This is a genomic window from Treponema bryantii, assembly GCF_036492245.1.
GTDB lineage: Bacteria > Spirochaetota > Spirochaetia > Treponematales > Treponemataceae > Treponema_D > Treponema_D bryantii_C.
This window is the reverse complement of record NZ_AP025286.1, coordinates 2,760,155-2,785,803: the sequence shown is the minus strand read 5'-3', so window position 1 is coordinate 2,785,803 and position 25,649 is coordinate 2,760,155. Positions and strand designations below refer to the sequence as shown.

Here is a 25,649-nt window from a genome sequence, read left to right as displayed (position 1 = left end):
CAAGTATAATAGGGAAAACAAAATCTGTTAATAAGAGAAAAATATGACATGCTGATGTCATATTTTGTGTTGTATAATTGATGTTGAAATCAGGAGGTTAAGATGGCATTTGATTACAAAAAAGAATACAAAGAATTTTATCTTCCAAAGGCAAAACCACAGATTGTTGAAATTCCAAAGATGCAGTTTGTGGCGGTTCGTGGTAAGGGAAATCCGAATGAAGAAGGTGGAGAATATAAAAGTGCATTGGAGCTTCTTTACGCAATTTCATACACAATAAAAATGAGCAAAATGGGTGACCATAGAATTGAAGGCTATTTTGATTATGTTGTGCCGCCGCTCGAAGGTTTCTGGTGGCAGGATAAAAATGGCTTGCGAATGCCTGGAATTGATTATTCAAGCAAGGATGAGTTTCAGTGGATTTCGTTGATAAGGCTGCCGGACTTTGTAACTGAAGCTGATTTTGAATGGGCGAAGAAAAGTGTTGTGCACAAGAAGGGGTTGGATGTTTCGCGAGCAGAGCTGTTTAGTTTTGAAGAAGGCGAATGTGTTCAGATTATGCATATCGGCTCGTATGATGACGAGCCTGCTTCGGTAAAATTAATGGATGATTTTGCGAAGGCAAATGGTTACGATCTGGATTTTTCTGAGAACCGATATCATCATGAAATCTATTTGAGCGACCCGAGAAAGACAGCACCTGAAAAATGTAAAACAGTAATTCGTCATCCAATTAAAAAGGCAGGTAAAAATGAGTTGTTGTGTAGATTCTCTATATATTTGTGTTGATGATATGGATCGTGCTGTTCAGTTTTATGAAGATTTCTTTGCACAGAAGGTTACCGAAAAAGGCAATATAGGAAGTCGTTTCGAAATAGATGGTTTCAGGTTTAATCTGTTTGCTTATAACGAAGTGAAAGAAAAACATACGTTCGGTAGTAATTGTCTTCCGAGTATTCATTTTGATTCTCTTGAGAATATGAAGAAAAAACTTCTTGGCAAAGAACTTTGTTTTCCGTTAACACAGATTGGTAAAAATTGGGTTGCTGAGTTTGTTGATTCAGAAGGAAATCATATTGAAGTTTATACGGCGGTTTAGGTGCGGGAACGCCCTTATAGTTTTTCCATATTACTAATAAATTTATAAATGTGGTATAATAAGGTAGAGGTGAAAAATGAAAGACGTATACGATTTTATCAAAAAGTGCGGAACTTACTATCTTGCAACTGTTGAGGACGGACAGCCTAGAAACAGACCGTTTGGAACTGTAAATATTTTTGACAACAAGCTCTACATTCAGACAGGAAAGAGCAAGGATGTTTCAAAGCAGATTCAGAAAAATCCAAAGGTAGAAATCTGCTGCTTTGAAGGTTCAACTGGACAGTGGCTTCGTCTCGCAGGCGAGCTTGTTCGTGATGACCGCCGCGAGGCTAAGGTTGATATGCTTGAGCACTATCCTGATTTGAAGAATATGTACTCAGCAGATGACGACAACACCGAAGTTCTTTATTTCAAGAACGCTGTAGCAACAATTTACAGTTTCGGTGGTGCGCCTAAGGTTGTTAAGTTCTAATCCAGGGTTTTATTATTTCACAAGTACCTGTTCGATTTCTGCAACATAAATTGTGTGCCAGTCATCGTCAGCGTACATTTTTGATGGAATATCTTTTCCATATTTTGTAAAGCATTCCGGTTTCATTTCCTGTGCATAGAGTTTTTTGCAAACCAGGACAAGTCGGGATTCTGCAAAATATGGAACTGAAAAATTATTTCCATCTGATTCAAAATCTGAGTGTTCAACTGTAAGACCACTTGCAGCAATCTTATCTTCATTACGGCCGCTGGCTGTTCCACAGTATGAAAGCTGCTTTCTATATTCCTCGCCGAGAACGCAAAGTGAAAAACTGTCACCATCATCAACAAATCCTTTTGTAAAGCGTGAACGACGGATATAAATTGTTGCAACCTTCTTTCCCCAGAGAATACCAAGTCCGCCCCATGAAGCAGTCATCATATTTGTGCGGCCTTCCTTTTCTGCTGTAATAAGCATCCAGTCTTTATCAATCAGTTTGAATGGGTTTTCGTTTAATTCTTCTGCTGTAATCTTATTCATTTTAATCTCCTTTTTCTAAAAATGGTTTTCGATTTATTCCCAGTCGTCGTAATTTTTGTTTACATTCATATGCTTTTTTTCGGTACGTTTTTTGTAGGGCTTTGATCCTTCTGCTTTACCTGAAAGTGCAGATTTTACATCGCCGTTTGTAAGAACACTCATTGACTTTTCACTGGCAAGGCGGCGTTTTCTTGCATCCGCATTAAGACCTTCCGCTTTTTCTGATTGTTTGAGGAGAAGATCATTTGCAGAATTGAGGTGAACTGAATAATGCAGATTGTTTGTTTCTTCTATATTAAAAGCGGCTTCTTCAATATCCTGAAAGCATAAACCAGCTTTTTGCTTTCCATTAAATTTCAGGTTTTCTCGTATTTTTTTAGCAACAGTTGCTTCTGTTATCAAGTTTTTTTCTGAAAGTTGAATTAGTGCTTTTGCAATTTCTTGTTGTATCTGATTCATGGTAACTATTTTAACGGAAGTTGAAGTTTATTAAAAGTGAATTTATCTTGCAACACAACCAAATGTGTGGTAGGTTTTCAGAAATTAAAATGTGCACAGGAGGTTTGCCATGGTACGAGCTAGTGAATATCCGGTACTGGAATTTGATTCAGACCAGGATGCAGTTGTTAATCCATTCAAATGGAATCTTGAGAAGTTTAAGACGGACAAACTGATTATTACTTTCTTTCCAGAGGTCATGGAGTCTTTAAAAAAGGACGGACTTATTGAAATTGAGCGTCAGTTTGGTGGTGAAAATCCGGTTGATATTTACCGTTTCACCGATGCCCCAGAAATTCTGATTACACTCGGTTATGTTGGCTGTCCTGCCTGTGCAGGAAATCTCGAAGTCTTCGCTGCCTGCGGTCTTACAAAAGTTATGTTCTGCGGCGGTGGTGGTGTACTTGATAAGTCAATCAAAGTTGGAGAACTGCTTGTTGTAGAAGGTGCAATCCGCGATGAAGGTTTTTCATATCACTATATTGAGCCGTCCCGATATATCTATACAGATAAGGCTGTTACAAAAAAAGTAACAGATTATCTTGATGAACATAAGATTTCATATCTTACTGGAATTACCTGGACTACTGATGCTATGTTCCGTGAAACAAAAGCTCTCGTAGAACAGCGTAAAGCAGAAGGTGCAAAAATCGTTGAGATGGAGCAGGCTGGTTGTATTGCCATTGCACAGTTCCGCAAGTTTGATTATGCAGCCATCATTTATGGTGGCGATGACGTTTCTCATGATGATTGGGATACCCGTTCATGGAATAGTCGTAAAGGTATCCGTTATAATCTTGTGATGTTGTGTCGTGAATTAGTGAATAATTTTTAGGGCGTTTCCTCACACGAACTTCGTTTCGTGTGAGGCCGCTATGTCTGCCTTTTGCGAACGATCATCGTCCTCGCGCTAACGCAATTTTAATTTGAGTTCTAACATTTCTGTCTGCCTCCCATACCCCAGTTTTCAAGAGGAGGTTCATTCATAATAATAAAAATATCAGTTGGTTCTATATTAAGATTTTTATTCAGATTTGCTGTAATCATTTCAATAGCATTCTTTTTCTGTTCTTTTGTACGACCCGGGAAAATTGTCAGTTCGATAATCATAAAATTATCAGTTTTACCTGGAGCTGTTTCAAAATCTTCAGGTTCAATTTCGATGATTCTCTGGAATCTGTCCCAGTCTTCAATTCCAAGTGAACTGATGAGACCTGTGTGAATGCTTTCGAGGACAGTCTTCTTAAACTCTGCGCTCTTTCCTTTTCTTAATTCAACTTTTACTAATGGCATTTTCAATCCTCCTATGTTTTTATTCTACACAATAAAATTTACAATAACAACATAGCAGTTTCCAATTTGTTAGTTTTCACAAAGCAATGAATCTGTGTTATAATTTATATAATGAAAAAGATAATTGGTATTTTAGTTCTTATTTTATGTCTGTTTAATGCAGAGGCAAAGTCGATGAAAAAAGTAAAACTGGCGTACATTCGAAGTACATGGGAATTGGATAATGGACAATATTGGAAAGCAGAAGATATAAAAGGCAACTTGCTTACGGATCTGAATATTTCTTTTGCGTATATAGATAGAAAAGGACAGGTTCAGTTAGAGAATAAAGAATATATAAAAAAGCAGATTTCAAAACTCCATGAGATATATCCTGATTTACGAATTAACATTTCAATAGGCGGATGGGGTGCAGAAGGTTTTTCTGATGCGGCAAGTAATGAGAAGAAACGCAGCGTTTTTGTTCAAAGTACATTAAAACTCATTAAAGAAATGGATTTAAATGGTGTAGATATAGACTGGGAGTTTCCTGTTGGTCCAGACTGGGGACAGCCAATAAAATCCAGTCCAAAGGACAAAGAGAATTATGTTTACCTTCTTGAAGATCTGAAAAAAACTTTAGATGGTGAAGAAAAATTAACCGGCAAACAATTTATTTTAACTACAGCAATTCCATCTAATATGTGGTTTATAGAAAAAAATGATGTAAAAGCAGTAAGCAGGATTTGTGATTATATAAATCTTATGTGTTATGACTATTATGGAGATTGGACTGATACAACAGGCTTTAATGCAAGTCTGTATACCAATCCTTATGATCCAGTAGGCTGGAGTTCAGATACCTGTTTTAAGCTTTACATTAAAAAAGGAATTCCTGCAGAAAAAATAGTCCTTGGTGTTCCAACCTATGGTTTTGCCTGGAGTGGTATTGTTGATAACGGAACACACGGTTTATTCCAGAAAAAGGGTGTATTTCTTGGTAATTTTGATTACACAGAATTGGAAACAAAATTTAGCGTCGGCTTTGAAGATTATTTTGACGAAATATCAAAACAGTCTTACAGATATAATTCAAAAGAAAAGATTTTTGTAAATTATCCATCTGAAAAGTTTATGAAAGCCGCTGCAGCCTATGTTAAAGAAAATCATCTTGCAGGAATTATGTATTGGGAATATGGACATGATATGAAGTCAGAACTTCTGCAAGCTATAAGTAAAGCAATGGAATAATAAACTGGTAGATAGAATGAAGCAGATTTTCTTGAACACTTTGAAAATTACATTTGCAGCAGTTATGGCAATTCTTATAGCCCGTTTATTAAAACTGGAGTTTGCTGTATCGGCAGGAATTGTTGCAATCCTCTCTGTACAACCTACAAAAAAGGAAACCTTAAAAACTGCTTTTTCTCGTTTTCTGGCTTTTGCCGTTGCACTTGTTATTTCCGGCTTGCTGTTTAATTTCTGTGGTTTTACTGTTCCTGTTTTCTTTATTTACCTTGCTGTTTTTATTTTAATCTGTCAGTGGCGCGGCTGGATTTCTTCCATGGCAATGGATTCAGTTTTGATTTCACATCTCTTAAGTCTGGGAAAAACTGGTCCGTCAGAAATCCTAAATGAAGTACTTCTGTTTGTTGTCGGAGTTGGTTTTGGCATACTTGTAAATATCTTTTTACATAAAAAAACAGATTATATCGAAGAACTGAAAAATCAGACTGATGAAAAAATAAAGCTTGTATTACACCGTATGTCACTGCGCATTCTCAATCCTTCTTTTGCAGATTATGACGGAACCTGTTTTGATTCCTTAAATCAAAATCTTTTTATTGCCAAAAAACAGGCAGAAGAAAACTTCAATAATCAGTTTACAAGTCGTGATACTTTTGATACCCGTTATCTTTTAATGCGCGAAAATCAGACAAAAGTTCTATATGAAATGTTTAAATGTGTGCGTCATATAAAAACTGTTCCGGGAACAGCTCAGATGGTTGCTGATTTTCTGGAAAAGGTTTCTGTTGAATATCACAAGGATAATGATGTTCAAGCTTTGCTCACAGAACTTGAAGAAATCCGAAACAAAATGAAAACTGTGCCACTTCCAGTACATAGGGCAGAGTTTGAAGACCGTGCAAATCTGTTTACTCTGCTGGAACGTTTACAGGAATTTCTTGAAATAAAAAGAGATTTTTATCTGAATAATATAAATTAGATTGTACACAATCTATTGACACTCCTGTATAGAGATTATATACTCCAAACTGCTGGCCGCAATATGCTAGAGTAATAGCATAAATTTTGTTACAATTGAGGTATCTATGGAAAATATAGACTGCGAAAAATTCGATTATGTAATTATTGGTGCTGGTTGTGCGGGACTTGCTTCTGCACAGTATGCTGCTAGAGGCGGACTTTCTGTTCTTGTGCTTGATGTTGCAGGCGCTGGTGGACAGGTTCTCCAGATATCTGAACTGGAAAATTATCCGGGAGTATTTCCTGCTGTTGATGGCGCTACTTATATGATGACTATGCAGAAACAGGCAGAAGCTTTTGGTGCAAAGGTTGTTCAGGCACAGGTTATTTCTATAGATAAAACTGGCGGCAATTTTATGATTAAAACTAAGAAGGCTGCTTATGAAGCAACCTGTCTTTGTATTGCTACCGGTGCTATTCACAGAAATCTTGAAGTACCAGGCGAGAAAGAACTTTCTGGTCGTGGTGTATCTTACTGTGCTACATGTGATGGTCCATTCTTCAGAAATAAAAAGATTGTTGTTGTAGGAGGAGGAGATTCTGCCTGCAGTGAAGCAATCTATCTTTCAACTCTTTCAAGCGATGTTTCAATTATCCATCGCCGCGATAAGTTCCGTGCTCAGCAGGCTGTTATCGACAAAATGCTTAATGCCGGAGTAAAGCCTGTTTACGATTCAGTTGTAAAAGAAATTAAGGGCGAAGGACGTGTTCAGTCTGTTATTGTAGAAAATGTAAAAACAGGAGAACAGACAGAGCTTACAACAGATGCAGTATTTATCTTTACCGGAATGCTTCCTCAGACAGAGCTTGTAGACATGCTTCCAAAGGATCCTGCCGGATATATTATTACTGATGAAAATATGGAAACTTCTGTACCAGGTCTTTTTGCTGCCGGAGATGTACGCAGCAAACCGTTCCGTCAGGTAGTTACAGCAGTTTCAGATGGAGCAATCGCTGCTCATGTAGCCAGCGAAAGAATCAGAAATGCTTAAACGACGTCTACTTCTTGCTGTACTTCTTGCCGCTGCCGGCTGTAATTTTCTCTGGTCTCAGAATGAAAGGAATTCTGTAAATTTCTGGACTCAAATGCCAAATGATCAGTTAGCGCGTCAGATTACTGATGAAATGACTGATGCAGAACTCCTTTCTCAAACCTTTATGTTTGGCTGGGCAGGTGCAGAACCTCCTGAGCTTTTATATCAGTGGGTAGAACGAGGCCTTGGCAGTGTTAAAGTTTTTGGCTGGAACACAGATGATATTTATCTTGTTGCAAAATCAGTTTCCAGTTTACAGCATGAAGCAGCAGAAGGACGTTTTCAGATTCCATTATTTGTAGCAACTGATCAGGAAGGTGGCTGGATTCGCCATGTAAAGGGCGATACTTCTATCACTCCGGGTAATATGGCAATTGGTGCTGGTGGTTATCCCGTTGATTCCTGGAAATCTGCCTATTATATAAGCCGGGAGATTAAAACACTCGGTATCAATATGAACTTTGCGCCAACTGTAGACCTTTTCACAGATCATGATTCTTCAATTATAGGTACACGTTCTTTTGGTGATGATCCTGATAAAACCGGAATTCTTGGAGCCGCTTTTGTTTCAGGTTCAGAAGCAGCCGGAGTTCTTTCAACAGCAAAACATTTCCCTGGACATGGCGACACAAGTCTGGACTCTCACGGAAAACTTCCTGTAATCAATATTGATTTTAATACTTTTAAAAGCCGCGAACTTACACCATATCTTTATCTCATAAAAGAAAAGGTGCCTGCAGTTATGTCTGGTCACTTGAGCTTCCCGCTTATTGAAACTTCAGGTGCACCAGCTTCGCTTTCTCATTATTTCCTTACAGACCTTTTGAGAAATCAGCTTGGTTATGAAGGTCTTATTATCACTGATGATATGATGATGGTTGGTGCAACCGTTTATGCGGGAACTATGTCTAATGCCTTTAAGATGGCACTGGAAGCAGGTAACGATATCATTCTTTCATCAACAACTGCAAAACTTAATGAAGCGCTCTGGTATAAGAATCTTGAGCTGATGACTCTGGATAAGAATTTCCGCGAGCGTGTAAAAGATGCTGCCTGTCGTGTAATCAAGGCAAAACTTGATTATTTTAAGTCTGGTAATGCGGCACCTCTTTATCCAGATCCAAATACAATTGATTCTCATATTCCTGACCGTGAAGGAGAAAAATTCTTCCTTGAACAGGCATGTCGTTCTGTTACTGTAGAAAAGCAGGGAAGTCTTCCTCTTACTGCAGATAAAGCTGGCCGCGTTCTTTTGATGGGGTCTCTTACAAGTTTCTTCAAAGCCGGAAAACAGCGCTGGCCAGATGCAGGAGAATTCCATTACACATACGAAACTGGTCCTAACGAAACTCAGTGGGTTCTTGATAACCTTCCGTCTGTTGCACCTGGATATGACACTGTAATCATCAGTGTTTCAAGCGAAAATCATGTGAAGATTGCTGAATATTTTAAGGGGTCGGGTAAGAAAGTTGTAATTCTCTGTAATATGACTCCGACACTTACAGAAAAACTTCAGTGGGCAGATTCAATTCTCCTTGGCTACAGCTGGCGTTGCGATTATTCATTAAAGGCAATGCTTGGTGCAGTTAATGGCGAGTATGTGCCAACGGGAACAAAACCGTATAATTAGTCAAAGGTCGGAATTTCCCTCAGCTTATTATACTTTGCATCATAGCTGTGACTGTTCGGCCTTATTCCAAGAATACGTTCATTTTCTGCCTGCAGCTGAAACTTAATCATCTGTTTAAATGCATTCATCATAGGTTCTGGATCAACATCTGCCGGACAAAGTCCGTTCACCTGCATTTCCTTAATCAGATAATAACAGCTTTCTATAGTAGAAATATATTCTGGGCGCGGTTCATGCTTGAATGTAAAGATAGAACGGTAATCTCCATAAAACGAAAGTCGTGGAAGTTTCAGTAAAAAAGGATTATGTTCAATCAGCTTACGCGCACAAAACCAGGTAGAATCAAGAATCAGAACAAGAAGCTTTTTTCCTTTTAATACATCTCCAAAGCCTTCTTTTTTTGCAGTCCAGGCTTCTTCTCCCGGATACATCATAACTGGAAAATACTGAGGATCTGAAAGAAGCTCCTGAAGTCTTTTATTATGTTCAAATTCAAAACCTACAAGAATTTCAGAATCCTTTAGAGAAATCTTTGCAATGTGGCCTGTACCAGTGCGCTGTCTTTTTGCTTCTTTTTGATGCATCAATAAAACAAATTTAATGCCGGGATCAATTTCTTTTGTGAAAGAACAGAGACATGCTGATTTTGGTTTAAAACAATTATAACAGAGTTCACTCATAAAATTGTACAAATATTATCAAATTTCAAGATATTATTAAAGGATAGGAACTGTTATGCGTTTTCTGTTCTTTAATAAACTACAGTCATTGACAAAAATATCATAACTGTCATAATAGGGGATAGTTTTTTTTAGAGGTGGCACAATGAATCTTGCCCATGAATATATTAAAGATTATCGCGAATATACTTCCTATGAAGACCTTAAGGCAAACTGCCGTCTTACAGCTCCAGAAGATTTTAATTTTGCATATGATATTGTAGACCGCTATGCACGTGAGACTCCTGAAAAAAGAGCTCTTGTATGGATAGATGATAATTCAGATGAAGCAAAGGTTTTTACTTTTGCTGATATTTCCCGTGAATCAAAAAGAGCTGCATACTGGCTCACCCTCAAAGGAATTAAAAAGGGTGATATGGTAATGCTTATGCTCCGCCGTCGTTATGAATGGTGGTTCCTTCTTCCAGCTCTTCACAGAATTGGTGCTGTTGCAATTGCAGCTTCAGATCAGCTTTTGAAAACTGATATTGAATACCGCACTAATGCTGCTGATGTTAAAATGATTATTTCATATGATAATCCACATGTTCAGGAAGAAATCGAAAAGGCAATGGAAAAATCACCTTCTGTTCAGTATCTTGTAACAGTTGGACCAAGTCGCGAAGGCTGGGTAAATTTCCACGAAGAATATGAAAAAATCGATCCAGAATTCCCTCGTCCTGTAGGCGAAGCTGCAACTCATAACAATGACCCTATGCTTATGTACTTTACATCTGGTACTTCGGGTTATCCAAAAATGGTTCTCCATGACTTTACATATCCTATTGGACATATTATTACTGCAAAATACTGGCACTGTGTTGTAGACGATGGTCTTCATCTTACAATTGCAGAAACCGGCTGGGCTAAAGCAAGCTGGGGTAAAATCTACGGTCAGTGGATCTGCGGTACTGCACAGTTTGTTTATGATATGAACATGCTCAAGCCGGATAAGATGCTTACTTTGATTTCAAAGTATGGACTTACAACTTTCTGTGCACCTCCAACTGTTTACCGCTTCCTTGTTCGTCAGGATCTTTCTAAATACGATCTCAGCAAGTGTCAGCGTTTCAGTACAGCCGGTGAAGCTTTGAATGGTGAAGTTTACGATAAGTGGCTTGAACAGACTGGAAAGCGTATCTACGAAGGTTATGGTCAGTCTGAATCAGCAGTTATCTGTGGAAACTTTATGGATTCTCCTGTAAAACCTGGTTCTATGGGACGTCCTTCTCCTGCTTATGATGTAGAAATCTTAAATCCAAACGATAAGCCTGTTCCAAATGGAGAAGTAGGTGAACTTTGTATTCATGTAGATCAGGGCCACCCTTATGGACTCCTTACCGGTTATCACAAGGATATTTCTCTTACCGCTGAAGCTTTTGACGGTGGTTTCTATCATACTGGTGATAATGTTTATCGCGATGATGACGGTTATATCTGGTTTGTCGGCCGAAAGGATGATATTATTAAATCGTCAGGCTACCGAATCAGTCCGTTCGAGGTTGAGTCAGTTCTCCAGAAGCATCCTGCTGTTATGGAATGTGCCGTTACTGGTGTTGAAGATGCAAAACGTGGTCAGATTGTAAAAGCTACTATTGTTCTTGTTCCTGCTTATGCAGACAAAGACAAGAAGGAAATGGAAGTTGAAATCTCTACCTTTGCAAAAGAAAACACTGCAATGTATAAGATTCCTCGAATTTATGAATTCGTAAATGAACTGCCTAAGACTATAAGCGGAAAGATCAGACGTGTTGAGATTCGTGAAAAAGACAAGGGTAAGGATCTTGAAAAAATCAAACAGGATTTTTAGTGTTTTCCTGATTACAGTTTTATCCTTCTCCTGTTCTCTCAAATATGCTGAGACCGTAAATGCTGAAGATAAGGTTCCAGAATTTGTATTTGAAGATACAAAACTAGTTCGCTATGAAAATATGAAGCCTACTCTGGAAGTTACGGCTGGAACTCTTGAGCAATACAAAAATACCAACGAAACTTACGGCAAAGATATTTCTTTTATTTCATACGATGATGAAGGAAAGGCAGAGACCGAAGGCAGTTGCGGTATTATTTTTGCTGATACCGGAAAGAAAATCTATGAGCTTTATGATGATATAGAGCTGTATAATGCGCCGGAAAAAATGCGTTTTCAGGCTAATATGCTGAAATGGAACGGTAAAACTGAACAGCTCACAAGTGGCCGCAGCGATATGGTAAAAATTGAAAAAGATGATACAATAATGAGAGGAAGTGGTTTTTCTGCTAGTGGAGTTAGTAAAACTTTCTCTTTCCGAGGAAATATTACCGGTACAATAGAGACCTCTGATGATGCAAATAAAGTTGAATAAACATAAACTGACTTTTTTTTCTCTGTTATTTTCTTTTCTGATGCCTTTGTGTGCTGAAAAAATCATCTTTTCTGCTAACAGAATGACGGGAAGGGCAGGAAATACTAATACAACAACAACCCTTTCTGGAAATGCTTACATCAAAACTGACACAATGGAAATTCAGGCAGAAGATGTAGAGCTTTCTGGAGATGATTACCGTTATATAAAAGCAACTGGAAGTATTTCGGGAAAAAATCTTGAAACACACATGGATTTTACCTGTGATTCCCTTGAATATGACCGTAACACTAAAATTGCATTGCTCAAAGGTAATGTAAAACTTGATGATAAAGATAATGATGTAAGGGCAGAGGCTCAGATAATCGAATATAATCAGGATACAGAAATTGCTGTACTTCAGATTCAAATAAAGTTGACCCAAAAAGAAAATGTCTGTTCAGGCTCTTATGCAGTTTATTATAAAAATTCACAGCTGCTTGAATTATCTGGAAATGCTCAGGTAAAGCAGAAGGATGATGTATTCAGAGCTCAGAATATCACTTTAAACATGGATACTCAGGATATCACTCTTGGTGGAAATGTAAAGGGTAAGGTAACTGATACTAAAGAATCAAAGCCAGAGCCTAAGACAACAGAGTCTGAACCGGAATCTAAAGACCCTGAAACAGAAAATCAGACTACAGAATTTGAAATGAAGAAAACTGAGGTAAAAGATGGAGAATGAAAACAACGAAACAGAGGGAACAATTATTACTCCAGCTGAAGAAAAAATAATTACTCCAGATACCCACACTCTTCGTGTAACCAGTCTTTATAAACAGTTCGGTCACAAAAAAGTTGTCCGCGGTGTTGAATTTTCCATGCAGATGGGCGAGGTTTTAGGACTTCTCGGTCCGAACGGTGCTGGAAAAACAACTACTTTCTATATGGTAGTAGGTTTTTATAAGCCTACAGCGGGAGAGGTTTTTCTTGATGATCAGCGAATAACTGGACTTCCTATGTATAAACGAGCCCGTCTTGGAATTGCATACCTTCCACAGGAACCTTCTGTATTCAGAAAATTCACAGTAGAAGAAAATATCTGGTCAATCCTCGAAACCCGTAAGGACCTTACAAAAGAAGAAAAGAAACAGCGGCTTGAATCACTTATCGAAGAGTTTTCTATTGGCCGCATCCGCAAGCAGAAGGCCTTTACCTTGTCCGGTGGTGAACGTCGCCGTACAGAAATTGCCCGTTCCCTTGCCATGGAGCCGAAATTCCTTCTCCTGGACGAGCCTTTTGCTGGAATTGACCCTATTGCCGTAGCTGATATCAAGAGCATGATCCGCCTTCTTGCAAAAAGAGGCATTGGAATCCTCATTACAGACCATAATGTCCGCGATACTCTTGAAATTACAGACCGTGCAATTATCATAAATCAGGGAACTATCATGACTCAGGGCTCAAAGCAGCAGATTCTCGAAAGCGAAGTAGCCCGCGAGATTTATCTTGGTAAAGATTTTAGCATGTAGGCGATACAGGTGTCTCTATATTTTCAATTTGACATCTGACTCTTCTTATAGTATTATTAAGTTTGAACTATTCTAAAAATTTTCAATAGGAGTGAAGTATGAACATCGTGTTGTACATAGTTCTCCCTGTTGCTGGAATTGTTCTTGGATGGATTATTCGCTGGATTTATGCCAGATTTCAATTAACAGCTTCTGAACAGAAAGCCGAGCGCGTTAAACAGGACGCTATTCGGGAAGCAGAAGCACAGAAAAAAGAAATTTTGTTAAATGCAAAAGATGAGCTCATTCGTGAACGAAATCAGCAGGAGCGGGAAAACCGTGAACGCAGAGCCGAAGTGCAGCGCTTCGAGGCAAGGGTAAACAAGAAAGAAGAACTCCTTGATCAGCGTGCAGCGGAATTTGAAAAAAACGAAAAAGAACTTGCAGATAAGAAAGCTGCAATGGTAAAAAGAGAAGAAGAACTTTCTAAACAGGAAGAGCTTTATCGTCAGGAACTTGAAAAAATCTCTGGACTTTCTCAGCAGGAAGCAAAAGATTTGATTATCAAGAATCTTGAGAATGATGCTCGTCATGATGCACAGGCTCTTATCAACAAAATCGAGCAGGAAGCTCAACTTACTGCAGAAAAGAAAGCAAAAGACATTCTTGTTACCACAATTCAGAGAATTGCGCCGGAAACTACCAGTGACATTACAGTAGCCACAGTATCATTACCAAGTGATGAGATGAAAGGACGTATTATCGGCCGTGAAGGACGTAACATCCGTACCCTCGAAACTCTTACTGGTGTAGATATCATTATTGATGATACTCCAGAAGCTGTTGTAATCTCTTGTTTTGACCCGGTTCGCAAGGAAATTGCAAAGGAATCTCTTGAACGCCTTATTTCTGACGGACGTATTCATCCGGCAAGAATCGAGGAAATTGTTCAGAAGGTTACTCACGAAATTCAGAACAAGATTTACGAAGAAGGTGAACGTGCGCTTTTCGATCTTGGTATCCACAATATGAATACCGACGGAATCCGCGCTCTTGGACGCCTTTACTTCCGTACAAGTTACGGACAGAACGTTCTTTACCATTCTAAAGAAGTTGCAATGGCTGCAAGCATGATTGCTGCAGAAATTGGTGCAGACCGCGAAGTTGCCAAGCGTGCTGCTATTCTTCATGATATTGGTAAGGGAGCAGAAACAGACAGCGATCAGAACCACGCAGAAGTTGGTGCTGAAATGGCACGTAAGATGGGTGAAAATCCTGTTATTGTTAATGCAATTGCAGCTCATCATAATGACGTTCCAACAGAATCACTTGAAGCTGTTGTTGTTCAGATTGCAGATGCAATTTCTGCAGCACGTCCTGGTGCACGCCGCGAAACAATTGATAATTACGTTAAGCGTCTTGAGAATCTTGAGCAGATTGCAGAAAGCTTCAACGGTGTTGAAAAAGCTTACGCTATTCAGGCCGGCCGTGAGCTCCGCATTCTTGTTAATAACGAAAAGATTGCAGATGGCGATGTAAAAGAGCTTGCCAGAAATATTGCAAAGCAGATTGAATCTGACCTGCGATATCCTGGACGAATCAGGCTTACAATGATCCGCGAGACACGAATCGTGGAATACGCCCGCTAATAAAAAAAATGACCGCTTTGAGCGGTCATTTTTTTTGTCCTGTGTACAATGTTTATTTAGAAGTTTGCTGCTACATACAGCACAATCAGATTATCATAAGAATTATTGCCACGCGGCATCAGATTCCAGTAGCCGCCTATACTCGGATAGTATTTAGATTTTCCTTCATGCGCAAAATTGTATTCAACCTGAAACTTAAAACCGTTTCCCCATGGTGTAATAGCGTTATAATCACCAAGTTCTTGTACCTTAATATTATCTGCCCTAAAACCAAGAGTATAAGCAAGTCCGGCATTTAATCCGCCGATTCCAGGATATATTTTTATTCCAAGAGGAAAACTTACATGAAGTTTGCTTGATTTATCTGATGCATTCCAGGTTATATCCCAGAGAATATCATTTCCAAGATAGAAACTTATCTGCTTTAAGACATTCAGATTTGCTGCTATTGTACTTCCAAGAATTACTCTGTTTCCTTTTTCTATTTCACTGCCTGTAGAAACAACAGAGTTTCTTCCGTAAACTGGAACTCCTGATGAAAGCCCTGCTGAAAAACTGAAGAAATCTTCTTTAGCAGAAAGAGTAAAGCAGAAAGTAAATATTGAAAAAAAGATAATAGCTAATTTCTTCACTTCGAACTCCTTTATAAGGGATTGTCAATTTTAGGCTTTATACACAACCTTAAAAGTCTGGAAAACAAGTTTAATATCAGGTGTGAATTCAAAACCAAGAACTGCACCTTCATCTTCAAGATATTCCTGTTTTCTTTCTTTCCACTGTCCAAGATCTTCGTCTTCACCTTCCAGACGAGCCATTTCCCAGGTAACTTCATTGAAAGGAACAATTTCTACACTCTGAGTTTCAATTACACAGCGAGGATTATCTGCGCGGTCTAAAACTACATATAATTCCCCGGAAACAGGAAGCGGTTCCTGATCAATTGCATAAGTAGCCCAGCTTGTAAAAAAAGCAGTTTTTCTGTCTGTGAGGACAAGAGTAATCAGTTCATCACCAACAAAACCTTTTGCTTCAAAGTTTAAGTCTCCGGCACAGCGGTCTTCTTCACTGCGACCAGTATCTTTTATAAATTTATTCCAGTATTCATCAATATTTGTCATTTTCTTAGTTCCGTTTAGCAAGCATAATAATAAATGCTATTATATAGCAAAGAGCCGGTAGTACGGCACAGATTAAAGTAGAAACAGGAATTCCCCATAAATTATATTTTGTGGCAGTAAGTACACCAAGTTCAATCAATAGTTCGTATACTAAAGCTGCATAGTTTAGAAGAAATCCAGAAACCATGAAAGACCAGGCTGCTGTCCGTTTTTTGGACATCAAAAGAATAGCGAGAAAAGCAACTATTCCGCCGGTTATCAGTTTGATAATAAACAATAAAATATGTGGATCCATATAATTATCCCTTTCTATTGTAATTTTCGACTGTTAATACTCAAAAGGTGAGTTTTTTAATTTTGTAAAAACACCCTTGTCTGTTCCAAAAGGAACTATGGAAGGATTATTATATTCTGGACTTATCAATATTCCGCAATCCAGGCAGTGAAGTACGAACTTGTGGTATTCATCCTCTGGAAGTTTAGGGAAAAGATAAGGTCCTCTGCGTTCCCAGTATTTTGTAAGAACAGGATCATAAATGAACCAGTTTTTTTCTTCACGTTCCTGGAGTGCCTTTATCAGATTGTAGATTGCACGGGTATAAGCTACTTCCATTGCAAAAGGAAGTTTAATTGCACCGCGAACAAGAAGTAAAGCATCAGGATTCTCATTGAGTTTTTTGGTATCCAAGGCCAAAAGATAAACTGTTTCTGCCCAGGGAAGGGGAGGACTCAGAATAAGAGCTGGTATTTCTGAAATATTGATTTTTTCGTTTTGAATATTCCATGGCCGGTAAACACTTGTACCTTCCGAATAAATTGAAAGACCTGCAGCTAAAGCTGCTTTTTGAGATGAAAAACATAATACTGTTCTGTCTGAAGCAAACAGCTCGCTTACTGCCTTCTGAAGTTTTAATGATGGCTTATCTTCACAGATAAAACTTCCTGTCTGTCCGCGGGAAATAGTGTTCTTCATCAGTGTGAAAGCACTTCCACCTTCCCAGCCAAGAATTGCACGGCCTTCTTCCTGATACATGTCAGTTACGCGCATATTTTTTGCTGTATATAAAAAGCATCCCCGTGCGCGTTTTACAGCACCATAGCGATTATATAATTCAACAAATAATTCAGACTTATTCATAACTATATTATAACAAAAAACTGCCGAAGTGTCTTACACTTCGGCAGTAAAGTTTACAAGAAGGACTTAAATGAAACTTTTAATAGGCAATTTATTTGCTTGTTTTCTTTCTCTTTGAAACAACGTCAAAGATTACAGCACCAAGAAGTACCAGACCCTTAACAGCACGCTGCCAGTTCATATCTACACCGAGGATTGACATACCATTGTTCAATACACCCATGAAGATAGCACCGATTACAGCACCTGAAACTGTACCAGTTCCACCGTAAGCTGAAGCACCTCCGATGAAGCAGGAAGCGATAGCATCCATTTCGTAGTTCTGTCCGGCTGTTGGCTGAGCAGAGTTCAAGCGGGCAATTGTTACAAGAGCAGCAACTGCAGAAATGAATCCCATGTTTGTGTAAGCAAAGAACATTACGTTATCTGTGTTTACACCAGAAAGTTTAGCAGCCTTTGCGTTACCACCAATTGCATAGAGGTAGCGGCCAGGAACTGTATTCTGTGTGAAGTATGAATATACTGCGATGATTACACCCATCAGAATAAGAACTACTGGAAGACCACGGTCACGTGCAAGGAACTGACCCAAAATCAAGATTACGATTGAAAGAATTACAAGTTTAGAAACAAAAGATCCTGTTGAAGAAACTGTGTAATTGTTCTTAATCTTCTTGCGGCGGCTGATGATTTCCATAATTACGAATGCAAGAATACATACGAGAGTGATGATAAGAGTTACCATCAAAGTATATTTATCTACCCATTCATCAAAGAGATCAAGTTCACCGAACTTTTCCATTGTTTCATCACTTGGACTAGGGATGAAGCTTTCAAAAAGGTTAAGATATTTCTGTGGGAATGGAGCAATTGGTTTACCATCAAGGATGATTGTTGCAACACCACGCCACAAAAGCATACCAGCGAGGGTAGTGATGAACGGTGGAATGTGGATATAAGCAATGAAGAAACCATGGAAAGCACCAATCAATGTACCCATAAGGAGACAGAGACAGATTGCAAGCCAGATAGGCATTCCAAGATTTACAATGAATACACCTGCAAGAGCACCAACAAGGGCAACTACAGAACCAACAGACAAATCGATGTTACCACCGGTAAGAATACAAAGCAGCATACCTGTAGCAAGAATAGCTACGTAAGCATTCTGACGAATAATGTTTGTGATGTTTGCAGGAGCAAACAAAGAGCCGTGTCCAGAAATTCTAATAAGGATTTCGAACAAAAGCATTACTCCTACAAGAATAAAAATCATAGTGTTGCCTTTCAACACTGACTTAAGTTTATTGCTAACTCTAGCTTTGTTTTCCATTTTATTCTCCTAAGTTCTCAGTCTTACCTGAGTTAATAATCTCAGTCATAATCTTTTCCTGAGTTGCATCTTTACCATTCATTTCTGCAATCATTTTACCTTCATTCATTACGTAAATGCGGTCACACATACCAAGAATTTCAGGCATTTCAGAAGAAATCATAATTACAGATTTACCTTCAGCAACCATTCTGTTGATGATACAGTAGATTTCATACTTAGCACCTACGTCGATACCTCGTGTAGGTTCATCAAGAATCAGAATATCAGGTTCTGCAAAAAGCCATTTTCCGAGAAGAACCTTCTGCATGTTACCACCCGAAAGGTTTCCTACATCTTCCATTACAGTTGCACACTTAGTATGCATTTCTTTTGCCATCTGTTCTGAATACTGACGCTCTTTATCAAAGTCGAGTACAAAGTGCTTTGAAATCTTTTCAGGTTTTGCAGCAGTGGTATTCTTACAGATTGATTCAGTAAGAATAAGTCCGTTACCTTTTCGGTCTTCTGTTACATAAGCAAGACCAGCTTTAATTGCAGATTTTACATTAGGGAAGGAAACTTCCTTTCCATTCATATATATTTGACCATGGATGTTTGTACCGTAAGAGTGTCCGAAAATACTCATTGCAAGTTCTGTACGTCCTGCACCCATAAGTCCTGAGATACCAAGAACTTCACCTTTGCGAAGATTAAAGTTGATGTTATCGCAAACCTTAATTCCATCAAATACAGGATGGTCTACGCACCAGTTTTTAACTTCAAAACAAACTTCACCAATATGAGGTTCGCGCTTAGGGAATCGGTCTGTAAGAGAACGTCCTACCATGGCCGAAATAATAGTATCTTCAGTAAAGTTATCTTTTGCTTTATCAAGGGATGTGATAGATGTACCATCACGAATAACTGTAATTTTATCAGCTACATATGAAACTTCGTTCAATTTATGAGAAATGATAATTGAAGTCATTCCCTGTTTTTTGAATTCCAGAAGCAGGTCAAGAAGATGCTTAGCTTCTGTATCGTTCAAAGATGCTGTAGGTTCGTCAAGAATAAGAAGTCTTACGTTCTTACCGAGTGCTTTTGCAATTTCTACAAGCTGCTGTTTACCTACACCAATATCCTTAATTAAGGTCTTTGATGAATCTTTAAGACCAACCATTCTTAAGAGTTCATCTGATTTATCAAAGGTCTCAGACCAGTTGATTTTTGCTTTAGATCCTCTTTCGTTTCCGAGGAACATATTCTCACCGATTGTGAGAAGTGGAACAAGGGCAAGCTCCTGATGAATGATTACAATACCTTTTGCCTCACTGTCCCTGATTGTCTGGAACTTACAGATTTCACCATCGTATACAATGTCGCCTGTGTATGTTCCATATGGATAAATACCGCTCAGAACATTCATCAAAGTTGATTTTCCGGCACCATTTTCACCACAAATAGCATGAATCTCACCTTCTTCAACGGTCAGATTTACGTTATCCAGAGCTTTTACGCCAGGAAATAACTTGGTAATATTTTTCATTTCCAATAATGTTTTAGCCATTGGAACCCTCTTTAATTAATAATTTGTAGATGATTAAAAAAAAGGGCTGTCTGGTGGTTTCGATTAACTCCACCACCGGAAGGAACAGCCCTTTAATCAAGTCATGTCTGACTATTTAAGTTCAGATTCCTTGTAGTATCCTGAATCAATAAGCAATGTCTTGTAGTTATTGATATCACCGAATACTGGTTCACAAAGATATGATGGAACAACCTTTACGTTGTTGTTGTATGTCTTTGTATCATTTACAGGAGCTTTCTTTCCTGAGAGGATAGCGTCAACCATTTCAGATACTTTTGAAGCGAGTGTACGTGTATCCTTGAATACAGACATAGCCTGTGTTCCCTTAAGCATGTTCTTTACAGAAATGATATCACAGTCCTGACCAGTGATGATTGGGAAGTTAGCAGCTGTATAACCAGCAGAAAGGAGAGCGTTTGTTACACCGTTAGCTGTAGAGTCGTTAGAGCAGTATACAGCGTCAAGTTTTGTTCCCTTTGGACCGTACTTGTTAGATGTAATAAGGTTTTCCATTCTCTTCTGAGCTTCTTCTGTAGACCAGTTAAGAGTAGCAGCCTGTGCTTTTTCTGTCTGTCCTGAGCGGCAAACGATTACACCCTTCTCGAGGTATGGTCTAAGAACGTCCATAGCACCACCGAAGAAGAAGTTGATGTTGTTGTCACCTGGGTCACCAGTGAAGAATTCCATATAAACTGGGTCAGAAGCTGAGCGGCTCTTGAGTCCGAGCTTGTCAACAAGGTAGTCACCCTGGAGAGTACCTACTTTGTAGTTATCGAATGTTGCATAGTATGTAACTGCATCTGTATCCATAATAAGGCGGTCGTAAGCAATTACCTGAATCTTCTTTTTCTTAGCTGTTGCAAGAACGTTAGAAAGAGCAGATCCATCGATAGATGCGATTACGAGAACCTTACATTTTCCTGTAATCATGTTTTCGAGTTGAGATATCTGTGTTGGGATATCGTTTGCTGCATACTGGAGGTCTACATCATAACCAGCTTTTTCGAGCTGAGCTTTCATGTTTGCACCATCCTGGTTCCAGCGCTGAAGGTCTTTTGTAGGCATTGAAACACCTACTTTTGCTTTTGCTTTTGCAAATACTGCAGTTGATAATGTAGCAACTGCCAAAAGAATAGCGATAATTTTTTTCATAGAAAAAAACACTCCTAAATTTTTTTTTTATTAGAGCCAACGGCTCTTTTATACATATAGGAGTATAGCGTATTAAAAGTCCTGAAATTCACGCAAAATCTTAAGAATTTTGCTATTTTCTTATTTTGTTTAGGGGATTTGTACTAGGAAAATATGTTAAATCTAGATTTTTTTGTGGTTTAAATTGTGCTAATTTTTATAGATAGAAGCAGCACTATGGAAGCCGGATTCTATAATTACTTTATCCAGATTATATTTATCAACATGGGTTGGTTCGAGCCAGATTGCAGGAATTTCAGCAAAACCATTGTTTATAGGGCGGATTCTGAAGCGGTTTTCAGATATATCTTCCTTGCGGGCAAGGTGAACTGCGCATTCTGCCGCAACTTCTGCCAGCTGAATGATTGGTTTGTAGATGGTAAAGTCCTGTTTTCCCTGAATAATATACTGGCAGGCTGAAATATCAGCATCCTGACCGCATACAGGAATATGTGTGTCCGGATAGTAGCGGTTAATTGCCTGAATGACGCTGGCTGCAACCGCATCGTTTCCGCATATAATGGCGTCTGGGAAAATATCACTTTTAAGAATTCTCACCATTTCCTGATAAGAAAGATCGTAATTCCAGCCATCGGTATAGAAAGTATGATTAATATGAACGGATGTGTTTCGTAAAATACGTTTTATTCCATCCATAATAAGAGTCATATTATAATCTTCTGAAGGTCCAAGAATGCAATACCAGTTTTGTCCCTTTGTGCATCTGAGCATTTCCTGGGCCATCTGCTCGCCAACCTTCTCACTGTCGATAGTGAGATAAAGGTTTACATCGGCATTAAGAGCAAGGCGGTCATAAGAAATAACAGGAATATTTTTTGCGCGAAGTTTCTGTACGCTTTCTGTAATAGATGCAGCATCTTTAGGAAGAACAACAACACAATCAACATTGCGTTCGAGCAGATACATAAGCTGACGGTTCTGCTCTTCAATGCTGTTGCCGGCATTCTGGACAATTACGTCCGCGCCCATTTCCTTTACCTTGTTAATAAAAACATCCATGTCGCGCTGCCAGCGTTCGATTGCAAGCGTATCAATGGAAAATCCTATAGTCAGAGACTTTGCCGGTGCGGCAGAAGGCTGTCGGATTGTAGAAGAGGCTTCCTGTTTTTTACAGGAAACAAAATAAATAGTTGAGAGACAGAGTGTTACAGTCAGCACATAACGAAACTTTTTTAACATTTTATTTTACCTTCCTGTATTCCTTTGGTGAAAGGCCGTACTTTGTTTTAAATATTCGGCTGAAGTAGTTCTGGTCATTATAACCAACTTCAGCAGTAATCTCTTTAATAGAAAGATTGGTTTCAGACAGAAGCTGACGTGATTTTTCAAGCCTCTTGTCAGAAATAAAATTGATGAAAGTTTCACCTTTTTCTTCTTTGAAAAGCTTACTTAAATAAAAGGAACTTACACCTGCAAAGTCTGCAGCAGTTTCGAGTGAAATATCCTGTGAAAGATTTTCATCAACATATGTGCACACTTTCTTAATGATAGGATTTTCTTCTGCCTTTTTAACACTGGAAACTGCCTGTGTACATTCCATAAGGAATTTCTGGGCAAACTCTTTTATCAGTTTAATATCATTTTCTGTGCTGAGCGTTGCAAATGCATTATCGAAAGTATCGCTTGAAAAAGCTTTGTTCTGTTCTTTTGTTGCATTGTTTGCAGTAACAATTAATTCAAAGAATGAATTTTTGATTTTATCTCCAGGAAGCTGCTGGGAAATCAATTCAGAAGTAAAGAGTTCAAGGAAAGATTTTACTCCGTTTGAATCTCCAGATGAAAGTTTGTTTATAATCTGATTTTTGAATTCTCCGGTACTTGATTTCTTTAAGGTTGATTCCTGCTCACCGGTAAAACTCATTCCATCAGAAAAGATAAGTCCGCCGCCAGATGCTGATTTATTAAGTGCAGAAAGTGCTTCACTGTAAGAAGCCTGAAGTTTTGTCTTATCAGAAAAGATTGTACTTACTCCGGCACGGATTCCTGTTGTAATATTATAGCTGAGAGTAGTGTAGAATTTTTTTATCTGTTCCTGGATTTCTGAATATTCAGGGGTAACAGAAAAAATCGGGAAAAATACTACAATACGGTTCATGATAAAGCTGCTTACAAGACAGCGGTGCTCTGTATTTAAAAGTTCATGAATCTTTAAGTATGTGCTGTACTGGTTATCTGAATTGATGTTTGGAAATTCAAAACAGCAGAAAACCCACGGATTATCGGTAAGATTAAAATAATCGAGGTAAGAAGATAGATCTATAGATTTATCATTGTTGTAGATACAGGCATAGATAAAATCATTTTCAATCATTGGAGAAACAAGGTCGAGTTTTTTGTGAAGCTCCATGTCTGCAGAAAGTTTACCCTGTTTTTCCTGAACCAGCTGCATTGCGCCTCTGATAGTTTCTATTACGACATTTCTGTTTACCGGTTTTGTTATATATTTATAGGCTCCAAGATTGATTGCTTCCTGTGCATACTGAAAGCGGTCAAAGGCACTTAAAATCACAAAAACAATATTCGGTTTGAGCTTTGTGATTACACTTACAGTTTCAAGACCGCTGAGTCCAGGCATGTTGATGTCCATGAACATAATGTCGATATTTTCTTTCATAACAATTTCAATTGCTTCTGTGCCGGAAAGTGCAGTAAATACACGGGCTTCATCAGCAAAGTTTTTGTTGATTATGAAGGAAAGAGAATCGATTACAATCTGTTCATCATCTGTTACTAATATATTAAACATGCTTTGGAATCCTGATTATAAACTTTGTGCCAGGGGTTTCTGAAGTTCCCTCTGCATCAGTAATATCAAAAAGATCATCCCTATGAAACTGAAGTCGAAGTCTCAGGAAAACACTGATAAGACCTGTTCCATTGTGTGTAGAATTATCATCCAGCACTTCTGGTGCAAGTCTTGTTGTTCCGGAAGCAACTGCTTCAAAAACAGCTTTTCGAGTCTGTTCAGGCATTCCTTCTCCATTATCAGAAATACTTATGACGATATATTTGTCTTCAATTGAAACTTCAAGGCAGACTTTTCCTTTTGAATTTTTGAGTCCGTGCTTAATACAGTTTTCAACAAGAGGCTGTAAGGTCATTGAAGGAATCTGCTGAGGGAAAGAACCTTCGGGAATCTTTTTTATAAATTCAAGGCGGTTACCAAAACGCACCTTCATTATATATACAAAATTATCTACCAAAGCGAGTTCTTCGTCAATTGAAACTGTGCGGCTCTGCTGCTGAATATTATAGCGGAAGAAATCTGCAACCTGTTCAATAAAGTAACAGGTCTTGTCGGCATTTTCCATCATGGCAAGCTGGGCACCGGTATTCAGTGTGTTGAAAAGGAAGTGCGGGTTTATCTGATTCTGAAGGGCGCGGAGTTGGGCATCTGTATAAAGCGCCTGCATTTCAATTTCCTTTTCCTTTAGTTCTGCTTCGGTACGGGCCTTTTCCCAGATTGTATCGATGTATTCGCGGATACTGATAATCATTCGGTCAAAAGCTTTACAGATGTTTCCGATTTCATCATTTGATTCACGGTTAAAAAGCGGAACATCAAAATTACGGCGGGCAACTTTATGTGCAACTTCAGAAATTTCCACAAGTGGATCCATGATTGAAGTGATAGTGAAGTAGAGTACAAAGAAAATCAAAATAGAAAAGATAAGGAAGAAAACAACACCCAGTGTATTTGAGATTACGATTTTTGATTGATTTGCTTCGTAACGCTCAGCATTCTGTTGAAGGCGAAGATTGTTCAGTTCGAGAATCTGAGAAAGCAGATAGTTATAACTGTCCATTGCATAACTGTAGTTCAGCGAAATCTCATCTTCATTATTCGCACGTCGTGCAGAAATTGCAAGATTACTATAGTAGAGAAATGCTTCAGTTAGCTGATGAACAATATATTCTTTATGAGCAACTTCATTTTTTGAAGGGAACTCCTGAAACTTTTCAAAGTAATCTTCAACCTTTGTGCGTGAGTTATAGTAAGCATCAATACTTTCAAAGGTACGGTAGCTTACATAATCTTCCATGGCTTTTTCTGTTGTAGTAACAGCCTGTGAGAAATGTGTAAGTTCAGAGTTGGATTTATAAGAAGCTCCAAGGTTATTCATTGAATAGAGCGAGAGACGCATTGTAGTAAGCAGACTGGCAAAAAGTATGAGAGTCGCAATTGCGATACAGATCATAATTCGCCAGCGGAGGCTTTTGTTTCTGATGTAGTTGATTAGATTTAACTTCATCAT

General features: G+C 38.5%; 27 protein-coding genes. 13 read left to right on the top strand and 14 right to left on the bottom strand.

Going from position 1 to position 25,649, the window contains the following annotated elements; genetic code table 11:
* Nucleotides 1–102: 102 nt before the first annotated feature.
* The 3 genes from AABJ44_RS12305 to AABJ44_RS12295 all read left to right on the top strand — a co-directional run bounded on the left by AABJ44_RS12305 (nt 103) and on the right by AABJ44_RS12295 (nt 1,574).
* Nucleotides 103–789 (top strand): GyrI-like domain-containing protein, encoded by a 687-nt coding sequence (locus AABJ44_RS12305; protein WP_338369342.1) that lies wholly within the window; start codon nt 103–105, stop codon nt 787–789.
* A complete protein-coding gene (locus AABJ44_RS12300; RefSeq protein ID WP_338369341.1) occupies nt 752–1,099 on the top strand; it encodes a VOC family protein in 348 nt (115 codons plus the stop codon). Before AABJ44_RS12305 ends, AABJ44_RS12300 begins: the two co-directional genes overlap by 38 nt.
* Before the next feature lie 76 nt (nt 1,100–1,175).
* Entirely contained in the window at nt 1,176–1,574 is a 399-nt protein-coding gene (locus AABJ44_RS12295) for a pyridoxamine 5'-phosphate oxidase family protein (RefSeq protein WP_338369339.1), read from the top strand.
* A gap of 12 nt (nt 1,575–1,586) precedes the next feature.
* Here AABJ44_RS12295 and AABJ44_RS12290 read toward each other — a convergent pair whose 3' ends face one another.
* Both AABJ44_RS12290 and AABJ44_RS12285 read right to left on the bottom strand, forming a co-directional pair.
* Nucleotides 1,587–2,114 carry a flavin reductase family protein gene (locus AABJ44_RS12290; RefSeq protein WP_074642081.1) on the bottom strand — a complete coding sequence of 176 codons (528 nt, stop codon included), beginning with the start codon at nt 2,112–2,114 and terminating at the stop codon, nt 1,587–1,589.
* 33 nt (nt 2,115–2,147) lie between these two features.
* On the bottom strand, nt 2,148–2,573 hold the full coding sequence (locus tag AABJ44_RS12285; RefSeq protein ID WP_338369337.1) for a hypothetical protein: 426 nt from the start codon (nt 2,571–2,573) through the stop codon (nt 2,148–2,150).
* A 109-nt stretch (nt 2,574–2,682) separates the two neighbouring features.
* Here AABJ44_RS12285 and AABJ44_RS12280 point away from each other — a divergent pair, with 109 nt between their 5' ends.
* The gene (locus AABJ44_RS12280) at nt 2,683–3,447 is read left to right on the top strand and encodes a nucleoside phosphorylase (protein WP_338369336.1); all 765 of its coding nucleotides are present in this window, start codon (nt 2,683–2,685) and stop codon (nt 3,445–3,447) included.
* Nucleotides 3,448–3,545: 98 nt separating this feature from the next.
* On the opposite strand, the gene AABJ44_RS12275 is transcribed toward AABJ44_RS12280, so the two are convergent.
* Nucleotides 3,546–3,905 carry a tautomerase family protein gene (locus AABJ44_RS12275; RefSeq protein ID WP_338369335.1) on the bottom strand — a complete coding sequence of 120 codons (360 nt, stop codon included), beginning with the start codon at nt 3,903–3,905 and terminating at the stop codon, nt 3,546–3,548.
* A gap of 111 nt (nt 3,906–4,016) precedes the next feature.
* Between AABJ44_RS12275 and AABJ44_RS12270 the strand changes: the two genes are divergently transcribed.
* The 4 genes from AABJ44_RS12270 to AABJ44_RS12255 all read left to right on the top strand — a co-directional run bounded on the left by AABJ44_RS12270 (nt 4,017) and on the right by AABJ44_RS12255 (nt 8,816).
* Nucleotides 4,017–5,135 (top strand): glycoside hydrolase family 18 protein, encoded by a 1,119-nt coding sequence (locus AABJ44_RS12270; protein WP_338369333.1) that lies wholly within the window; start codon nt 4,017–4,019, stop codon nt 5,133–5,135.
* A 16-nt stretch (nt 5,136–5,151) separates the two neighbouring features.
* The gene (locus AABJ44_RS12265; protein ID WP_338369331.1) at nt 5,152–6,111 is read left to right on the top strand and encodes an aromatic acid exporter family protein; all 960 of its coding nucleotides are present in this window, start codon (nt 5,152–5,154) and stop codon (nt 6,109–6,111) included.
* Nucleotides 6,112–6,217: 106 nt separating this feature from the next.
* Entirely contained in the window at nt 6,218–7,144 is a 927-nt protein-coding gene (gene trxB / locus AABJ44_RS12260) for a thioredoxin-disulfide reductase (RefSeq protein WP_074642093.1), read from the top strand.
* A complete protein-coding gene (locus tag AABJ44_RS12255) occupies nt 7,137–8,816 on the top strand; it encodes a glycoside hydrolase family 3 protein (protein WP_074642095.1) in 1,680 nt (559 codons plus the stop codon). The genes trxB and AABJ44_RS12255 overlap by 8 nt, the downstream gene beginning before the upstream one ends.
* On the opposite strand, the gene AABJ44_RS12250 is transcribed toward AABJ44_RS12255, so the two are convergent.
* A complete protein-coding gene (locus AABJ44_RS12250) occupies nt 8,813–9,496 on the bottom strand; it encodes a tRNA-uridine aminocarboxypropyltransferase (RefSeq protein ID WP_338369330.1) in 684 nt (227 codons plus the stop codon). The two genes, AABJ44_RS12255 and AABJ44_RS12250, sit on opposite strands and share 4 nt — an antisense overlap.
* A 145-nt stretch (nt 9,497–9,641) precedes the next feature.
* Between AABJ44_RS12250 and AABJ44_RS12245 the strand changes: the two genes are divergently transcribed.
* From AABJ44_RS12245 to rny, 5 genes are all read left to right on the top strand, one after another.
* Complete coding sequence (locus AABJ44_RS12245) at nt 9,642–11,345, top strand: AMP-binding protein (RefSeq protein WP_074642098.1); 1,704 nt, start codon at nt 9,642–9,644, stop codon at nt 11,343–11,345.
* Nucleotides 11,320–11,880 carry an LPS export ABC transporter periplasmic protein LptC gene (gene lptC, locus AABJ44_RS12240; protein WP_338369329.1) on the top strand — a complete coding sequence of 187 codons (561 nt, stop codon included), beginning with the start codon at nt 11,320–11,322 and terminating at the stop codon, nt 11,878–11,880. Before AABJ44_RS12245 ends, lptC begins: the two co-directional genes overlap by 26 nt.
* On the top strand, nt 11,858–12,607 hold the full coding sequence (locus AABJ44_RS12235) for an LptA/OstA family protein (RefSeq protein WP_338369328.1): 750 nt from the start codon (nt 11,858–11,860) through the stop codon (nt 12,605–12,607). The genes lptC and AABJ44_RS12235 overlap by 23 nt, the downstream gene beginning before the upstream one ends.
* Complete coding sequence (gene lptB / locus AABJ44_RS12230; protein WP_338369326.1) at nt 12,597–13,394, top strand: LPS export ABC transporter ATP-binding protein; 798 nt, start codon at nt 12,597–12,599, stop codon at nt 13,392–13,394. The genes AABJ44_RS12235 and lptB overlap by 11 nt, the downstream gene beginning before the upstream one ends.
* 98 nt (nt 13,395–13,492) lie before the next feature.
* Nucleotides 13,493–15,022, top strand: coding sequence for a ribonuclease Y (gene rny, locus AABJ44_RS12225; RefSeq protein WP_338369325.1), 1,530 nt, complete (start codon nt 13,493–13,495; stop codon nt 15,020–15,022).
* Between the two features lie 56 nt (nt 15,023–15,078).
* Here rny and AABJ44_RS12220 read toward each other — a convergent pair whose 3' ends face one another.
* The 10 genes from AABJ44_RS12220 to AABJ44_RS12175 form a co-directional block, all read right to left on the bottom strand.
* Nucleotides 15,079–15,654, bottom strand: a complete 576-nt coding sequence (locus AABJ44_RS12220) for a hypothetical protein (RefSeq protein WP_338369324.1) — start codon at nt 15,652–15,654, stop codon at nt 15,079–15,081.
* A 30-nt stretch (nt 15,655–15,684) separates the two neighbouring features.
* Nucleotides 15,685–16,140, bottom strand: a complete 456-nt coding sequence (locus AABJ44_RS12215) for an ASCH domain-containing protein (protein ID WP_074642108.1) — start codon at nt 16,138–16,140, stop codon at nt 15,685–15,687.
* A 4-nt stretch (nt 16,141–16,144) separates the two neighbouring features.
* Nucleotides 16,145–16,435, bottom strand: a complete 291-nt coding sequence (locus tag AABJ44_RS12210) for a hypothetical protein (RefSeq protein ID WP_074642110.1) — start codon at nt 16,433–16,435, stop codon at nt 16,145–16,147.
* Nucleotides 16,436–16,468: 33 nt separating this feature from the next.
* A complete protein-coding gene (locus tag AABJ44_RS12205; protein WP_338369323.1) occupies nt 16,469–17,278 on the bottom strand; it encodes a hypothetical protein in 810 nt (269 codons plus the stop codon).
* A 91-nt stretch (nt 17,279–17,369) separates the two neighbouring features.
* The gene (gene mmsB, locus AABJ44_RS12200) at nt 17,370–18,611 is read right to left on the bottom strand and encodes a multiple monosaccharide ABC transporter permease (protein ID WP_074642113.1); all 1,242 of its coding nucleotides are present in this window, start codon (nt 18,609–18,611) and stop codon (nt 17,370–17,372) included.
* A gap of 1 nt (nt 18,612) precedes the next feature.
* Nucleotides 18,613–20,160, bottom strand: coding sequence for a multiple monosaccharide ABC transporter ATP-binding protein (gene mmsA / locus AABJ44_RS12195; RefSeq protein WP_074642115.1), 1,548 nt, complete (start codon nt 20,158–20,160; stop codon nt 18,613–18,615).
* A 111-nt stretch (nt 20,161–20,271) separates the two neighbouring features.
* Nucleotides 20,272–21,333, bottom strand: a complete 1,062-nt coding sequence (gene chvE, locus AABJ44_RS12190) for a multiple monosaccharide ABC transporter substrate-binding protein (protein ID WP_074642117.1) — start codon at nt 21,331–21,333, stop codon at nt 20,272–20,274.
* Nucleotides 21,334–21,522: 189 nt separating this feature from the next.
* The gene (locus AABJ44_RS12185; RefSeq protein ID WP_074642118.1) at nt 21,523–22,572 is read right to left on the bottom strand and encodes a sugar ABC transporter substrate-binding protein; all 1,050 of its coding nucleotides are present in this window, start codon (nt 22,570–22,572) and stop codon (nt 21,523–21,525) included.
* Between the two features lies 1 nt (nt 22,573).
* The gene (locus AABJ44_RS12180; protein ID WP_074642120.1) at nt 22,574–24,139 is read right to left on the bottom strand and encodes a response regulator; all 1,566 of its coding nucleotides are present in this window, start codon (nt 24,137–24,139) and stop codon (nt 22,574–22,576) included.
* Nucleotides 24,132–25,649 (bottom strand): sensor histidine kinase, encoded by a 1,518-nt coding sequence (locus tag AABJ44_RS12175; protein WP_074642121.1) that lies wholly within the window; start codon nt 25,647–25,649, stop codon nt 24,132–24,134. The genes AABJ44_RS12180 and AABJ44_RS12175 overlap by 8 nt, the downstream gene beginning before the upstream one ends.

What these genes read in the sequence shown, in the direction of transcription:
- AABJ44_RS12205 (WP_338369323.1), bottom strand. Translation starts at nt 17,278, where the DNA reads ATGAATAAGTCTGAATTATTTGTTGAATTATATAATCGCTATGGTGCT.
- AABJ44_RS12235 (WP_338369328.1), top strand. Translation starts at nt 11,858, where the DNA reads ATGATGCAAATAAAGTTGAATAAACATAAACTGACTTTTTTTTCTCTG.
- lptB (WP_338369326.1), top strand. Translation starts at nt 12,597, where the DNA reads ATGGAGAATGAAAACAACGAAACAGAGGGAACAATTATTACTCCAGCT.
- AABJ44_RS12265 (WP_338369331.1), top strand. Translation starts at nt 5,152, where the DNA reads ATGAAGCAGATTTTCTTGAACACTTTGAAAATTACATTTGCAGCAGTT.
- AABJ44_RS12185 (WP_074642118.1), bottom strand. Translation starts at nt 22,572, where the DNA reads ATGTTAAAAAAGTTTCGTTATGTGCTGACTGTAACACTCTGTCTCTCA.
- AABJ44_RS12290 (WP_074642081.1), bottom strand. Translation starts at nt 2,114, where the DNA reads ATGAATAAGATTACAGCAGAAGAATTAAACGAAAACCCATTCAAACTG.
- trxB (WP_074642093.1), top strand. Translation starts at nt 6,218, where the DNA reads ATGGAAAATATAGACTGCGAAAAATTCGATTATGTAATTATTGGTGCT.
- AABJ44_RS12180 (WP_074642120.1), bottom strand. Translation starts at nt 24,139, where the DNA reads ATGTTTAATATATTAGTAACAGATGATGAACAGATTGTAATCGATTCT.
- AABJ44_RS12285 (WP_338369337.1), bottom strand. Translation starts at nt 2,573, where the DNA reads ATGAATCAGATACAACAAGAAATTGCAAAAGCACTAATTCAACTTTCA.
- AABJ44_RS12270 (WP_338369333.1), top strand. Translation starts at nt 4,017, where the DNA reads ATGAAAAAGATAATTGGTATTTTAGTTCTTATTTTATGTCTGTTTAAT.
- AABJ44_RS12175 (WP_074642121.1), bottom strand. Translation starts at nt 25,649, where the DNA reads ATGATGAAGTTAAATCTAATCAACTACATCAGAAACAAAAGCCTCCGC.
- AABJ44_RS12245 (WP_074642098.1), top strand. Translation starts at nt 9,642, where the DNA reads ATGAATCTTGCCCATGAATATATTAAAGATTATCGCGAATATACTTCC.
- chvE (WP_074642117.1), bottom strand. Translation starts at nt 21,333, where the DNA reads ATGAAAAAAATTATCGCTATTCTTTTGGCAGTTGCTACATTATCAACT.
- AABJ44_RS12280 (WP_338369336.1), top strand. Translation starts at nt 2,683, where the DNA reads ATGGTACGAGCTAGTGAATATCCGGTACTGGAATTTGATTCAGACCAG.
- mmsB (WP_074642113.1), bottom strand. Translation starts at nt 18,611, where the DNA reads ATGGAAAACAAAGCTAGAGTTAGCAATAAACTTAAGTCAGTGTTGAAA.
- AABJ44_RS12300 (WP_338369341.1), top strand. Translation starts at nt 752, where the DNA reads ATGAGTTGTTGTGTAGATTCTCTATATATTTGTGTTGATGATATGGAT.
- AABJ44_RS12215 (WP_074642108.1), bottom strand. Translation starts at nt 16,140, where the DNA reads ATGACAAATATTGATGAATACTGGAATAAATTTATAAAAGATACTGGT.
- AABJ44_RS12210 (WP_074642110.1), bottom strand. Translation starts at nt 16,435, where the DNA reads ATGGATCCACATATTTTATTGTTTATTATCAAACTGATAACCGGCGGA.
- AABJ44_RS12275 (WP_338369335.1), bottom strand. Translation starts at nt 3,905, where the DNA reads ATGCCATTAGTAAAAGTTGAATTAAGAAAAGGAAAGAGCGCAGAGTTT.
- rny (WP_338369325.1), top strand. Translation starts at nt 13,493, where the DNA reads ATGAACATCGTGTTGTACATAGTTCTCCCTGTTGCTGGAATTGTTCTT.
- AABJ44_RS12295 (WP_338369339.1), top strand. Translation starts at nt 1,176, where the DNA reads ATGAAAGACGTATACGATTTTATCAAAAAGTGCGGAACTTACTATCTT.
- AABJ44_RS12250 (WP_338369330.1), bottom strand. Translation starts at nt 9,496, where the DNA reads ATGAGTGAACTCTGTTATAATTGTTTTAAACCAAAATCAGCATGTCTC.
- AABJ44_RS12305 (WP_338369342.1), top strand. Translation starts at nt 103, where the DNA reads ATGGCATTTGATTACAAAAAAGAATACAAAGAATTTTATCTTCCAAAG.
- AABJ44_RS12255 (WP_074642095.1), top strand. Translation starts at nt 7,137, where the DNA reads ATGCTTAAACGACGTCTACTTCTTGCTGTACTTCTTGCCGCTGCCGGC.
- mmsA (WP_074642115.1), bottom strand. Translation starts at nt 20,160, where the DNA reads ATGGCTAAAACATTATTGGAAATGAAAAATATTACCAAGTTATTTCCT.